This is a genomic window from Nocardia sp. NPDC005825 (assembly GCF_040630175.1).
Lineage (GTDB): Bacteria > Actinomycetota > Actinomycetes > Mycobacteriales > Mycobacteriaceae > Nocardia.
Window position 1 is genome coordinate 267,179 of the sequence record NZ_JBEXXC010000001.1, and the last position, 13,368, is coordinate 280,546.

A 13,368-nucleotide genomic window follows, 5' to 3' on the forward strand; every position below is an offset into this window, starting at 1 on the left:
GAGGGGCGCTCGTGCTCGAACAGTTCTCGCAGTTCTTCTCCCCAGTGTGGACCCCGTTCTCCCAACGGGTGCTCGCACCGTTGCTGAGGCGCGTACCGGCGTGGGTACTGGCCGTGATCGTGGTGGCGGTGGCCGCCGCGGTGATCATCACCCCGTTGATCGTCAATGTCGTCGGTGACCGCACCCAGTCCTCGGCCGCGCCGAGCGTGCCCGCGTCCACCTCGATCGGCGGGCTGGATCTCGCGCAGTACTGCGTCTCCTACGGGTACGGCCAGGTCGACGGCCAGTCGTGTGAGGCGGTCATCGATTTGGGCAAGGCGTGCGACTGGCAGTACAAGCAGACCGGTCTGCACATGTCCTTCTCGATGAACGACCCCTACAGCGGCATGTGCTTCACCGCCGAACAGGTGGCCAAGGGCGGCATCCGGGATATGCCGGGCTACTGCAAGGCGACGTACCCGACCAGCAACGAGGTGCGACCGGCGGTGATCGACAAGACCACCTGGGTGTGCCAGGCCCCGATCGACATGCAGATCGCGTGCATTTGGCAATACCAATCGCCGAAGGTGGAGGCCCGCAAGGACGGCGAGACCTGGATCTGCGTCAAACAGACGCCCTGATCCGACGCGCGAATTCCGTTGAGCAACACGGGTACCGGGCCGAGCCCGCGAACCCGGCGGGAACGGTGAGCTGCTGGACTCTGCACTTCCGGCTTCGGGGCGCTATGGTGCCTGGGGCCGAATTCAACAGTGTTGCCAGGAGTTTCACCATCAGTATCGAGCGCGCCGCGGGTCCGGACACCGACCTGCGCATCACCCTCACCGTCTGTCATGCCGCCACCGTGCTGTGTTTCTCGGCGGGTGTCGTCTCCATCCTGGTCGGCTCCTACACCGGCGCCGGTCCGATGCTCAATATGGTCGGCGTGGTGCTGTGGGTGGTGGCGCTGGCCGCGCGCATCGGGGTCTTCGCGATCACCCGGTCACGCTCGGGCCACGCCGACTGACCCTTCCGCGGTGCCGCTGCCGGAATCGGACACCACGACTGGCACGATGATCACGTGGAGTGGGCGTTCGGACTCGTGGTGCTGGTGTCGGTCGCGGTCGCACTGGCGGCCGGTGCGCGCCGGATGGGGTTGGGTGAGCCGTTCGTGCTCACCGTGGCCGGGGTAATCGCGTCGTATCTGCCGTTCGTGCCCGAGTTCGACATCGAGCCCGAACTGGTGTTGCTGGGGTTGCTGCCGCCGCTGCTGTACACGACGGCGATCCGCACCTCGCTGGTGGATTTCCGGCCGAAGAAGACCTCGATCACGCTGCTGTCGGTGGGGTTGGTGTTGTTCACCGCGTTCGCGGTGGGCGCGGTGGTGTATTGGCTGCTGCCGGTGCCGTTCTCCGCGGCGGTGGCGATCGGCGCGATCGTGGCCCCGCCGGACGCGGTCGCGGCGACCGCGGTGGCGCGGCGGGTGGGGATGCCGCGCCGGATCGTGACCCTGCTCGAGGGCGAGTCGCTGTTCAACGACGCGACTGCGCTGGTGACCCTGCGCACCGCGGTCGCGGCCATGGCCGGCAGCGTGACGCTGTGGCAGGCGGGCGCGAGTTTCATCGGCGCGGCCGGCGGCGGCGCGCTGATCGGGGTGGCCGCGGCGATGATGCTGGCGTTCCTGCGCCGCCGGATCACCGATCCGGTGCTGGACACGAGCGTGTCGCTGCTGGCGCCGTGGATCGCGTATCTGCCCGCGGAGTCGGTGCACGCCTCGGGCGTGATCGCGGTGGTGACGTGCGGTCTGATCCTGGGTCACGGTGCGCCGCACTGGCAGAGCGCGGCTTCCCGCATCGCCGAGCACACCAATTGGCGCACCATCGCGTTCATCCTCGAGTCGGCGGTGTTCCTGCTGATCGGATTGCAGGTGCGCCACATCGTGGAGGCCGCCTGGCACAGTGACCTGCCGCATTCGACGCTGCTGTGGACGTGCGCTGCGGTGCTGGTGACGGTGATCGTGGTGCGGCCGGTGTGGGTGTTCCCGGCGACCTACGCGGCCTGGCAGATCGAGGGTCGGCGGCAGGGAAAACCCAAGCCGGAGTGGACCGGACCGGCGGTGGTGGCGTGGGCCGGGATGCGCGGCGTGGTGACGTTGGCGGCGGCGCTGCTGCTGCCCGCCGATACCCCGGAACTGGACACGCTGCGGCTGCTGGCGGTCGTGGTGGTGGGTGGAACGCTGCTGCTGCAAGGACTCTCGCTGCCGTGGCTGGTGCGGATGCTGCGCCTGCGCGGGCCCAGCCGGGCCGAGGACCTGTTGCAGGAGGCGAATCTGCTGCAACAGGCGACGACGGCGGGGTTGAAGGCGCTCGAGGAGAACATCGCTCCCGAGACACCGCCGGATGTGGTGGACTCGCTGCGCAACCGGGTGGTGGTGCGGGCGCAGTCGGCGTGGGAGCTGTTGGGGCGCTCCGAATCCCAGCGGGTGACCCCCAGCGGCGAGTACCGGCGGCTGCGGCTGGCGATGCTGGCGGCCGAGCGGGAGACGGTGCTGCGGATCCGCGATGCGGGGCAGGTCGATCAGGAGGTGCTGCAGGCGGTGATGGCCGCCCTCGACATCGAGGAGTCCACCATCGACCGGGTCGCCGAGGCCGAGGACGACGACGGGCTGGTCTTGCGGGCGCCGATGCCGCCGGGTGCGTGTGAGCACCTGCGGGAGGCGCCGTGCGTGCGGGTGCCCGACACCCCGGACGCCTGCGGGGAATGCCTCGACGAGGGTCTGGTGTGGGTGCATCTGCGGATGTGCCTGGAGTGCGGGCATGTGGCGTGCTGCGACTCCTCGCCGGGCAATCACGCGACCAAGCATTTCGACAGCACCGGGCATCCGGTGATCCGCAGTGTGGAGCCGGGCGAGTCGTGGCGCTGGTGCTATCTGGACGAGTTGCTGGGCTGACCCGCCCTTGACTTTCCCGCCAGGAAAGTGGAGTCTTACTTTCCAAGTAGGAAAGTGAGGAGTCATCATGGACGGCATCACTCCGGAACAGGCGCGTTCGGCACTCGACGCGGCCGGGCAGGCACGCCAGAAGATCGCCGCGGAAGTCGGATTGCCCCGCGGTTATTGGTGGGGAATGGCCTGCGGCTGGCTGGCTTTGGGAGTCCTGGGCGATCTGGTCCCGGACTGGTTGGTCGCGGTCGCGACGTTGGTGTTCGGGGCCGGGCATGCGACGGTGGCGTCGCGACTGCTCGACGGCCGCCGCCGCACCGGCGGGGTCCAGGTCAGCGCGGAAGTCGCCGGGCGGCGCACGCCGCTGGTCGTGATCGGCATGCTGGTGGGCCTGGTCGCGCTGACCGTGGCCGCGGCGATCGCTCTCGACGCCGACGGGGCGGGGCATCCGCGTATCTGGTCGGCGCTGCTGGTGGCCGCGGTCATCGGTTTCGGCGGTCCGGAGCTGCTGGCGGCGGGGCGGCGGTGGGTGCGCGCGTGAGCGAGGCCCGTTTCGACGAACTGATCCACCCGAGCACGCGTCTGACATTGGTGGCCACGCTGGCCGCGGCCGACTGGGCGGAGTTCGCGTTCCTCAAAGAACGCCTGGGACTGTCGGATTCGGCGCTGTCCAAGCAGTTGGCGACCCTCGAGGAGGCCGGGTACGTCAGTACCGAGCGTCGCCTCGAGGGCAGTCGCCGCAAGGTGCGGGCCCGCTTGACCGCCGCCGGGCGCACCGCCTTCGACGGGCACATCGCGGCATTGCGCGAGATCGTCGCGGGCGCAACCGCGCCCGGCGAGCCGCCGGGGTAGTTGGCCCGGTCGGTCAGGTGCGGGCGGGGCGGCGAGCGGGCTGTTCACCGCGCGCGGGGCGGCGCTGCTGAGGCGGCTCGGGGCGCGCCTGGCGGCGCTGGGGTTCCTCGGCGCGGGCCTGCCGGCGCGGCGGTTCCTCGGTCTGCTGCCGGCGGTGTGTCGGCTGCTCGGCCGCGCGCCACCGGTGCTGCTCGGCGAGCTCGTAGTGCTCGGGATCGGGATGTTCGGGCCCGCCGTTGCGGTCGGCCATGGCGCGCGCCGACCACCGGATGGCGTAGGCGACCCAGAAGCACGGCAATGAGGCGGCCAGGAATATCGTTCCCGCGGCGAGCAATCCGGAGCCGACGCCGAGTACCAGCAACTCCCAGCGCGGGTAGCAGGTGGTGGTGCCGGTGCAGTCGCCGTAGGTCCGCTGACCGTACTCCCAGGCGAACAGGCCCACGCCCGAGCCGAGGGTCGAGGCGAGCAGGAAGTTGGCGATGTACCAGCAGCGCACCAGTTTCCGGGCGAAGATGAGCGCACCGAGCTGTCCGGAACCGAGGCTGTCCGCGATGTCGTCCCCGACGCCCAGATGTCGGCCCCAGCCCGACGGCTCGATGGGCTCGGCTACGTCGGAGTTACTGACATACCGGCTTGCGGTCATCCTGCGCGATCCTTCTGCTCTCCGAACAGTCCACCGGCACAGGTTGATTCGCAATGCCTACCCGAACTGAATCCGAACTGGGTCGATCATTGCAGCGTCTCGGCATTCGCGCCGTCCTTGTGGCGGAATCGGCGCTTATGAGACGGCGTCGCCGGGCCGGGATCGGGGTCGGCCCGGCGACGCCGGGGTTCGCGGCGCCCGCTGCGCGGCGGGGACGCGGGAGGCGAGTCTCGGGGAAGAGGACTCGCGCGGTGTCCGATCGCCGGTGGGTGTCTGCGCTTCGTCACCCGGGCGATTCGGACAATCGGAACGTTAGCGATGTGGTAGCTGAATTGCACTGCGAGCGTAGGAATTAGGGGATCATTAGGGGAGTCCCCGGTTTTCGGCGTCAATCCTGGACAACCGACTGATTGCCGGTGATCGCGAAAGGCGTTGGCGGGGTGTCCGGTTCGCACCGAGTAGTCCGATACGCGCGTGTCGGGGGTGCTGAACGCCGACACTTGCCTATATGCGCCAATGGCGTCGCAGAGTTCTCATGCATCCCGTTCATCTGGGGAGATGATCGACAATGATCCGCTCACGCACCTCGGCCGTGTCCGTGTTCGCCACCTGTAGCGCCGCGGCCGCGGCGCTCGTGCTCGCCGCGCCCGACGCGTCGGCCTACGTCAGCAGCGTGACCATCGCGACCGGCACCAGCATCGGCGGCGGCTACGGCACCAACTGCGCCTACACGGTCACCGTCAACGGCAGCCCCAACGAATACGTGTGGCTCTACGACAGCGCCTCGGCGACGTTCAGTCCGCAGCAGTTCGGTCTGGGCAGCGGCGGCACCGCCACCTCGAGCTGGACGCCGACCTCCACGGGCACCCATTACGTGCAGGCCTGGACCTACAACGGCTCGCAGTGGGCGGTGGTCACGGTCGGCACCGGCATCAACCTCGGCAGCGCGTGCGTGGTCACCAAGTGAGCCGGTCCGGGGCCGGGTGTGCGCTCGCACCCGGGCCCGGGCATTACTCTTGACCCGGTGCAGACCGAGCAGCCTCCCGCCGAGGAGCCCCGCATCTGGGGCGGAACGACCCTCACCGAACGCCGTGAGGCGCGCCGCACCGCGCTGCTCGAGGCCGCACTGGATCTGATCGGCGAATCCGGGGCGGGCGCGGTCACCATGCGCGCGGTGTGCCGGCGCGCCACGCTGACCGACCGCTATTTCTACGAATCCTTCGCCAGCCGCGACGAACTGCTCGACGTGCTGTATCGCCAGATCGCCGAGGAGTTCCTGGATCCGATGACGGCGTTCGCGGTCGCCGATGATCGCGATCGGGATCGCGCGCTGTCGGAAGCGCTGGTGGACAAGGTGCTGCAGGATCCGCGCAAGTCGCGGCTGTTCCTGGTGGAGCCGTATTCGTCGACGGGGCTGGGCCAGACCACGATCGCGGTGATGCCCGCGTTCACGCGCCTGATCCAGGATCACCTGTTCGCCCACATCGACGATCCGGTGCGGCGGCGGCTGGCCGCGGTCACCATGGCCAGCGGTAATGCGGGCATGTTCTCGGCGTGGCTCAATGGCACGCTGCGCGCCACGCGCGATCAGATCGTGGACCATCTGGTGGCGACCATCGACGCCTACCGCGGCATGTATCGCTGACTCTCCCACCGGCGCGGTTGCGGCGTGGATGCGGGCGACCGCGGTCACATCGGGTTGCGAGGCGCGGCGCGGGGGTGTTTACTCGCTGACGCAAGGTGCCGTCGTTAGCTGAGGCTCCTTCACGGATACAGGCCGGCGATCCCGAACGTCGAGAGACGCCCCGGATCAGGACAGGCTTCCCCGAGCTAAGGGGATGCCCCGACCGGCTCCCGCCCTGGTGGCGGGTTACGCCGTGGAGTGCTGAAGGTCTTACGAGGGGTGGTACCCGTGCCGGCGATTCCCCGCCGGTCCCACTCCCCCGGCATGTCCGCGACCCCGGTGGTCGCGCTGTGCGTGTGTGTCGAGGAGGTGGTGGTCGTGCCCGATGGACCGGACCGAGGTCCGTTAGCCAATCGTTCACCAGGCGACACTCCATTAATCCTCCGGCCGCTGCCGCACACCCGGTAGCGTCCGAATTCGGAGTGCGCCGTCATCCGCTGGGAGATCGAGATGACCACCTGGGAAATGCTGCTCCGCCTGGCCACCGGTGTCGGGTTGGGCGCGATCATCGGATTCGAGCGCCAGTTCCGGGCCCGCATGGCCGGGCTGCGCACCAACGCACTGGTCGCCGCCGGTGCGACCCTGTTCGTGCTGCTGTCCGCGCACGGCTTCAACGGCGCCACCGCCGACCCGACCCGCGTCGCGGCGCAGATCGTTTCGGGCATCGGCTTCCTGGGCGCGGGTGTGATCCTGCGCGACGGGTTCAACATTCGCGGCCTCAATACCGCTGCCACGCTGTGGTGTTCGGCCGCGGTGGGCGCGCTGGCGGGTGCGGGCATGTACTCGACGGCGGCGGCGGGCACGGTCGCGGTGGTGGTGGTCAATACCGCGCTGCGCACGGTCGCCCGGTCGGTGGATCGTCCGATCGACGACGGCACCGACGCGCAGGACGCGTTGTACGCCTTCCACGCCGACACCGACGACGCGCACGAGGCGCAGGTGCGGGCTTTGCTGGTGCAGTCGTTGACGCGCACCGACTTCCGGCTGGTGTCCATCTCGAGTCATGACACATCCCCGGGGCGGGTGCAGGTGCGGGCCGAGCTCACCGGCGATCGCCGCGACGATCGCCAGATGGAGTCCGCGGTGAGCCGCCTGAGCCTGGAGCCGTCGGTGACCAGCGTCGGCTGGCGCACGGTGCCGCGGCCGGTGGAAACCGAGCAGTGAACAGCACTGTCCCAACCGTTCGCGGCGACGGCGCGTATCCCGCTCAAACCATGGCGGAGGGGATGACGGTAGTGAGGCCGCCGTCGACGAGCAGGTCCTGTCCGGTGACGTAGGAGCCGTCGGCGGAAGCCAGGAAGGCGACCGCCGCGGCCACGTCATCGGAGGTGCCGATGCGCCCGAGCGCCACCCGCGAGGCCGCCTCGTCCTGGGTCTCGGGAGTGGTCTCGGCGCGGAAGGCGGGGGTGTCGGTGTACCCCGGGCTGATCGAGTTGACGCGAATCCCCTTGGGGGCCAACTCCGCCGCGAGGGTGCGGGCCAGCGAGTGGACCGCGGCCTTCGTGGCGGTGTAGAGGGCGGTGCCGGGCGCACCACGGTAGGTGGCGAAGGAGGCGTTGATGACGATCGCGCCACCCGCCGACACCAGCGGCAGCATGTGCTGGACGGTGAAGAACGCCGACTTGAAGTTGAGCGCGACGATCCGGTCGAATTCGTCCGGGGTGACAGTGGTGAACGGCTGAAACGCACCGACACCCGCATTGACGAACACGACGTCGAGGCGGCCGAACCGTTCGGCGACCGTACGCGCCAGCGCGGCAAGATCCTCGGAGTCGGTGGCGTCACCGGCCACCGCGGTTGCGCGTTCCCCCAGTTCGCCGACCGCAGTGTCGAGGCGGGCCTTGTCGCGGCCGGTGATGATCACCTGCGCGCCTTCGCCGATGAGCCGATGCGCGGTAGCCAACCCCATCCCACTGCTACCCCCGGTGATGAGCGCGATCTTGTTCTCGAACCGATTTCCGTTGTGCGTCATGACTTCAGCGTGCCGGGCCACGACGAGACCAAACAGTGCGTGCTTATCGTGGGTGTGACACCACCACCTTCGGCGGCCGGTGCCGCGTCACGCGGGTGGTGCCAGGCGGAGGCGGTGGAGGTGGTCGAGGGCTTCGGTGGTGCCGGTGTCGGGGCGGGGGTTGTAGAGGACTATGTGGTGGTCGGGGCGGTCGGCGAGGGTCACTGTGGTGGTGTCGAAGTGGAGTTCGCCGACTTCGGGGTGGCGTAGGGCGTTGACTGCTTGGGTGGGGGCGCCGACGTCGTGGCGCGACCACAGTGCCGCGAATTCGGGGCTGCGGTGGGCCAGGTCGGTGATGATCGCGTCGAAGCCGGGGTCGTGGGGGCAGGGGGCGGTGTCGGCGCGGTAGGCGGCGACGACGGCGGGGGCGGCCTGTCGCCAGTGGTCGGTCATGGCCAGGTAGCGGGGGTTGGTGAAGTAGGTGATGAGGCAGTTGTGGCCGGGGCCGTCGTAGCCGAAGACGGCTCGGGCGGCGTCGTTGTAGGCCAGGACTGTCCAGTAGCGGTTGCGCAGGACGGCGGGGCGAGTTCCCCACGCGTCGAGCAGGTTGCGGGTTTCGGGGGTGATGTCGGCACCGGTGTCGCCGCCGCGGCAGGGCGGGTTGAGGCCGGAAAGGACATAGAGGTGGGAGCGTTCGGTGTCATCGAGGAGCAGGGCGGTGGCGATGGCGTCGAGGACATCGGTGGAGACGGTGATGTCGCGGCCCTGTTCGAGCCAGGTGTACCACGAGACGCCGACACCGGCGAGCAGGGCGAGTTCTTCGCGGCGCAGGCCGGGGGTGCGGCGGCGGCCGGCGGTGGGGAGTCCGACCTGGTCGGGGGTGATGCGGGCGCGTCTGTCGCGCAGGAACTCTCGCAGTTGGTCGCGGCGCGCACCCGGGGTTGTCATATCTCACGCTAACAATCACGGGGGCCCCTTTCGTTCCGGCGGCGGTTAGCATGTGACCGGATTTCGGGTTTCGAGGGGGTGCGATGCGGCAGATTCTGGTGGCGGCGCTGGTGGCACTGGTGGTGTCGATCACGGTGACGCCGTTGCTGATTCGGCTGTTCACGCGGCAGCGGTGGGGGCAGGCGATCCGCTCGGACGGTCCGGCGAGTCATCTGCCCAAGCGCGGCACACCGACGATGGGCGGGTTGGCGATCCTGGTCGCGATCTGGTGCGGGTACGGGGCGGCGACGCTGGTGGGGCGGCATTTCGATGGGCGGGGCGCGTCGGCGTCGGGGCTGCTGGTGCTGGGGTTGGCGACGGCATTGGGGGCGGTCGGGTTCGCCGATGACGCGATCAAGTTGTCGCAGCGGCGCTCGCTGGGGTTGACGGCATCGGGCAAGCTGGTCGGGCAGTTGTGCGCGGCGGTGGTGTTCGGGGTGCTGGCGTTGCGGTTTCGCGGCGGGTCGGGGCTGACGCCGGGCAGCAAGCAGATCTCGATCGTGCGCGACATCTCGACGGTGTCGCTGGCGGTGGCGGGGTTCCTGCTGGTGGCGTGCATCATCGTGGTGGCGTGGTCGAACGCGGTCAATATCACCGATGGCCTGGATGGTTTGGCGGCCGGTTCGGTGGGGTTGGCGCTGGGTTCGTATGTGCTGATCACGTTCTGGCAGTACGCGCACGCGTGCGCGACCAGGGCGGTGCCGGGCTGTTACACGGTGCGTGATCCGCTGGATCTGTCGGTGGTGTGCGCGGCGGGCGCGGCGGCGTGCGTGGGATTCCTGTGGTGGAACGCGGCTCCGGCGAAGATCTTCATGGGCGACACCGGGTCGCTGGCGTTGGGCGGGCTGCTGGCCGGGTTGTCGATCACCACACGCACCGAACTGCTGATGGTCGCGGTCGGCGCGTTGTTCGTGGCCGAGATCGCGTCGGTGGCCTTGCAGATCGTCATGTTCCGCACCACGCGCACCCGGGTGTTCAAGATGGCCCCGTTCCATCATCATTTCGAGCTGACCGGCTGGCCGGAGACCACGGTGATCATCCGGTTCTGGCTGCTGGCCGCGATTTCGGCGGCGACGGGGCTGCTGTTCTTCTACGCCGAGCACCTGGCCTCGTCGGGGCCGCGGCGCTGAGAAACGCGACAGCCCACCCGGGACACTGGTTTCCGGGTGGGCTGTCGACGGTGTTATCTCAGTGCACGACCGCGGGTGCGTCGGCCGCGGCCGGGGTCGCCGGCTTGGTGCGCGGCAGGAAGAACGCCGGGATCAGCGTCGCCAGCAGCAGCACGGTGGCCACGACGAAGGTGTGGGCGAACGCCTGGGCGGCCTGATCGAAGCCGTCCGCGAGGACCTGCGGCGGAACCTGCTGGGAGATGCGCGGATCGTAGTGCGATCCGATGGCCATCTTGGCTTCGGGCCGGTGGTTGAGCAGGGTGGTGAGCACCACGGAAATGGTTGCGGTGCCGATGGATCCGGCCGTCTGGTTGACGATGTTCATCAGGGTGGAACCACGCGCGACCTCACCGTGGGTGAGGGTCTGGATGGCGGCGGTCATGGTCGGCATCATGGTGCATCCCATGCCCAGACCCATGATGAACAGCACCCCGCACAGCATCGGATAAGGGGTGTCGGCCTTGACCTGGGTCAGCGCGGCCATCGACAGCGTCATGATCGAGATACCGGTGAGCACGATCTTGCCGGGCCCGATCTTGTCGACCAGGCGACCGGCGATCGGCATGGTCAGCATCGCGCCCAAGCCCTGCGGTGCGATGAGCAGACCGGCGGCGAGGGTGGATTCACCGCGCACCTGCTGCAGATACGAGGGCAGCAGCAGACCGGAGCCGAAGAACGCCATGGCGAACAGGGTCATGGTCATGACCGCGTAGCGCAGCGACTTGTTCTTGAACAGCCGCAGGTCGATGAGCGGGTGTTCGGTGCGCAGGGCATGGAAGACGAATGCGATCAGCAAACCCGCGCCGACGATGGCGGGGATGAGCACCTTGGCCGATTTGATGGTGCCCTCACCGGGGATAGAGGACACACCGAACAGGAAGGCCGCCAGACCGGGCGAGGCGAGCAGCATGCCCAGGAAGTCGAAACTCTGCGACGGTTCGGGATTGTCGCGCGGGAAGATCGTGTAGGCCAGGACCAGCGCGATGATGCCGATGGGCAGGTTGATCAGGAAGATCCAGTGCCAGCTGAAGGAGTCGATGAGCCAGCCGCCCAGGATGGGTCCGCCGATGGGGCCCAGCAGCATGGGCACGCCGAGCACGGCCATGACGCGGCCGATGCGGGTGGGGCCCGCGGCGTGGGTCATGATCGTCATACCCAGCGGCATGAGCATGCCGCCGCCGAGACCCTGGATGACGCGGAAGGCGATGAGGGACTCGATGTTCCAGGCCGTCGAGCACAGCACCGAGCCGATCACGAAGAACACCAGCGCCATCATGTAGAGGCGTTTGGTGCCGAATCGGTCGGCGGCCCAGCCGGTGAGGGGGATGACGGTGGCCAGCGCGAGAGTGTAGCCGGTCATGGACCAGGCGGCGATGGCGTAGGTCGTGTTGAAGTCGTGCTGGAAGGTGGGGATGGCGACGGTCACGACCGTGACGTCGAGGATCGACATGATGGCGCCGAGCACCACGACACCGGCGATTTTGAAGACGCCGATGTCCAGCTTGTCGTCGGCGGAGTCGGCCGCCTTGGTATCCGGAGGGGTGGTCACCGCTTCAGCCTGCCAGCCGGTCGGCCGTGAAACCAGCACATTTTTCTCTCGGTGCCCATGCGCAGGTCCTCTCTACCGCGGACAGGTCGCTTCGGAGTCGGATTCCCAAAGCATACCGAGCGGTAGCAACTTTGGAGCAAGTTCGCCGCGGGCCACCGAACCCCACGCGCACCACGCGTACCCTGGCGTTCTCAGCGAAGTACGGCGAGGAGAACGTTCTCGATGACCGACCCGGTAGTGGGCCTGACCGGTACGCTGACCTCGCCGATCCGGGGCGAGGGAGCTCTGGGTGAGGTGCAGGTCGCCATCCGAGGGGGAACCGAGCTCTACATCGCGCGTGCCCGCGAGCCGCTGTCCGCCGGCGCGTCGGTGCTGGTGGTCGCCGTTCATCCCGGTCGTGTCGTCGATGTTGTTGCGTGGGTCCCGCTTCCGGGCGATTGATTGTTCGGAAATGGTTCGAACCACGTTCGAGGGGAGTCACACACGATGCTGGGTTATCACGTACCCGATCCCGATGAGGCGATGCTGGTCAGCGGTGGCCGTCACGGCAAGGACGGCGGCGCGCCGTTCCGGGTGATCATCGGTCACGGCGCCTGGGTGGTGCCGTTGTTCCGCAAGGTGCGGTATCTGTCGCTGGCGATGTTCGAGGCCGAGATCGGTGAACGCTGCGTCACCAAGCAGGCCATCCAGCTCGATGTGCGTGCGGTGATCGCGTTCAAGGTCGCCAATGACGAGCGCTCGATCGTCAATGCGGCGCAACGGTTCCTGTCCGAGCAGGAGAAGGAGATGAGTGTGCTGACCGGGCGCATCTTCTCCGGTCATCTGCGCTCGATCGTGGGGTCGATGACGGTCGAGGAGATCATTCGCGAGCGTCAGAAGCTGGCCGACGAGGTGCTGGTGGCCTCGAAGGTGGAGATGAGCAATATCGGGTTGTGGGTGGACTCGTTCCAGATCCAGCACATCGACGACGGCAATCTGGGCTACATCTCCGCCCTGGCCGCCCCGCACAATGCCGCGGTGCAGCGTGACGCGCAGATCGCGCAGGCCGCCGCCGCCCAGCTGGCCGCCCAGGCCGAGCAGGAGTCCCAGCGCAAGCAGGCCGAGTATCAGCGCGAGACCGCGATCCTGCGCGCGCAGTATCAGCGCGATATCGACAAGGCCAATGCCGAAGCCGCGCAGGCGGGTCCGCTCGCGCAGGCCACCGCCATGCAGGAGGTGCTCGCCGCTCAGGCCGAGCAGGCGCGCAAGCAGGCGGAGTTGCGGGAGCAGCAGTTGCAGGCCGAGGTCGTCAAACCGGCTCTGGCAGAGGCGGATCGGGTGCGTATTCTCGCCGAGGCCGAGGCCGATCGCACCCGGATCCAGGCCGAGGCGGCGGCGTCGAACAATCGGATCGCGCTCGATCAGCTGCTGATCGAGCAGTTGCCCGAGATCGTGAAGCAGGCCGCGGGCGGACTGTCGAAGGCGAACCTGACGGTGCTCAATGGTCCCGACGGGGTGTCGGAGATCGTCAACGGGATGGTGGGCCAGGGGTTGACGGTCTTCAATTCGTTGCAAAAGGCACTTTCCTCCAACAATGATCAGCCCGCGGACTAGAGTGACCGCCAGAGGGACGCGGC

Annotated in this window: 15 protein-coding genes and 1 riboswitch; of the genes, 11 read left to right on the forward strand and 4 right to left on the reverse strand. The window is 68.3% G+C overall.

Annotated elements, in window-relative coordinates:
• Positions 1-11 precede the first annotated feature (11 nt).
• From ABZ382_RS01285 to ABZ382_RS01305, 5 genes are all read left to right on the forward strand, one after another.
• Entirely contained in the window at positions 12-620 is a 609-nt protein-coding gene (locus ABZ382_RS01285) for a hypothetical protein (RefSeq protein WP_357082126.1), read from the forward strand.
• A gap of 107 nt (positions 621-727) precedes the next feature.
• Positions 728-1,003 (forward strand): hypothetical protein, encoded by a 276-nt coding sequence (locus ABZ382_RS01290; protein WP_357082128.1) that lies wholly within the window; start codon positions 728-730, stop codon positions 1,001-1,003.
• Positions 1,004-1,057: 54 nt separating this feature from the next.
• Positions 1,058-2,926, forward strand: coding sequence for a Na+/H+ antiporter (locus ABZ382_RS01295; RefSeq protein ID WP_357082130.1), 1,869 nt, complete (start codon positions 1,058-1,060; stop codon positions 2,924-2,926).
• 67 nt (positions 2,927-2,993) lie between these two features.
• Positions 2,994-3,458: a hypothetical protein gene (locus ABZ382_RS01300; protein ID WP_357082132.1), complete on the forward strand. Its 465-nt coding sequence runs from the start codon at positions 2,994-2,996 to the stop codon at positions 3,456-3,458.
• The gene (locus ABZ382_RS01305; RefSeq protein ID WP_357082134.1) at positions 3,455-3,769 is read left to right on the forward strand and encodes a transcriptional regulator; all 315 of its coding nucleotides are present in this window, start codon (positions 3,455-3,457) and stop codon (positions 3,767-3,769) included. The genes ABZ382_RS01300 and ABZ382_RS01305 overlap by 4 nt, the downstream gene beginning before the upstream one ends.
• Before the next feature lie 13 nt (positions 3,770-3,782).
• Here ABZ382_RS01305 and ABZ382_RS01310 read toward each other — a convergent pair whose 3' ends face one another.
• Positions 3,783-4,412 carry a hypothetical protein gene (locus tag ABZ382_RS01310; protein WP_357082136.1) on the reverse strand — a complete coding sequence of 210 codons (630 nt, stop codon included), beginning with the start codon at positions 4,410-4,412 and terminating at the stop codon, positions 3,783-3,785.
• Positions 4,413-4,980: 568 nt separating this feature from the next.
• On the opposite strand from ABZ382_RS01310, the gene ABZ382_RS01315 reads away from it, so the two are divergent.
• The 3 genes from ABZ382_RS01315 (at position 4,981) to ABZ382_RS01325 (ending at position 7,260) form a co-directional block, all read left to right on the forward strand.
• Complete coding sequence (locus ABZ382_RS01315) at positions 4,981-5,379, forward strand: hypothetical protein (protein WP_357082138.1); 399 nt, start codon at positions 4,981-4,983, stop codon at positions 5,377-5,379.
• 57 nt (positions 5,380-5,436) lie between these two features.
• On the forward strand, positions 5,437-6,057 hold the full coding sequence (locus tag ABZ382_RS01320; RefSeq protein WP_357082140.1) for a TetR/AcrR family transcriptional regulator: 621 nt from the start codon (positions 5,437-5,439) through the stop codon (positions 6,055-6,057).
• A 93-nt stretch (positions 6,058-6,150) separates the two neighbouring features.
• Positions 6,151-6,324: riboswitch (M-box (ykoK) riboswitch) on the forward strand.
• A gap of 222 nt (positions 6,325-6,546) precedes the next feature.
• A complete protein-coding gene (locus tag ABZ382_RS01325; protein WP_357082142.1) occupies positions 6,547-7,260 on the forward strand; it encodes an MgtC/SapB family protein in 714 nt (237 codons plus the stop codon).
• 43 nt (positions 7,261-7,303) lie between these two features.
• Here ABZ382_RS01325 and ABZ382_RS01330 read toward each other — a convergent pair whose 3' ends face one another.
• A complete protein-coding gene (locus tag ABZ382_RS01330) occupies positions 7,304-8,068 on the reverse strand; it encodes a glucose 1-dehydrogenase (RefSeq protein ID WP_357082144.1) in 765 nt (254 codons plus the stop codon).
• A gap of 87 nt (positions 8,069-8,155) precedes the next feature.
• Positions 8,156-8,995 carry a helix-turn-helix transcriptional regulator gene (locus ABZ382_RS01335; protein ID WP_357082146.1) on the reverse strand — a complete coding sequence of 280 codons (840 nt, stop codon included), beginning with the start codon at positions 8,993-8,995 and terminating at the stop codon, positions 8,156-8,158.
• Between the two features lie 83 nt (positions 8,996-9,078).
• Between ABZ382_RS01335 and mraY the strand changes: the two genes are divergently transcribed.
• On the forward strand, positions 9,079-10,164 hold the full coding sequence (gene mraY / locus ABZ382_RS01340) for a phospho-N-acetylmuramoyl-pentapeptide-transferase (RefSeq protein ID WP_357082148.1): 1,086 nt from the start codon (positions 9,079-9,081) through the stop codon (positions 10,162-10,164).
• Positions 10,165-10,222: 58 nt separating this feature from the next.
• Here mraY and ABZ382_RS01345 read toward each other — a convergent pair whose 3' ends face one another.
• Positions 10,223-11,752: a DHA2 family efflux MFS transporter permease subunit gene (locus ABZ382_RS01345; protein ID WP_357082150.1), complete on the reverse strand. Its 1,530-nt coding sequence runs from the start codon at positions 11,750-11,752 to the stop codon at positions 10,223-10,225.
• A gap of 222 nt (positions 11,753-11,974) precedes the next feature.
• Between ABZ382_RS01345 and ABZ382_RS01350 the strand changes: the two genes are divergently transcribed.
• A complete protein-coding gene (locus tag ABZ382_RS01350) occupies positions 11,975-12,193 on the forward strand; it encodes a hypothetical protein (protein WP_357082152.1) in 219 nt (72 codons plus the stop codon).
• Between the two features lie 45 nt (positions 12,194-12,238).
• Positions 12,239-13,345 carry an SPFH domain-containing protein gene (locus ABZ382_RS01355; RefSeq protein ID WP_357082154.1) on the forward strand — a complete coding sequence of 369 codons (1,107 nt, stop codon included), beginning with the start codon at positions 12,239-12,241 and terminating at the stop codon, positions 13,343-13,345.
• Positions 13,346-13,368: the final 23 nt, after the last annotated feature.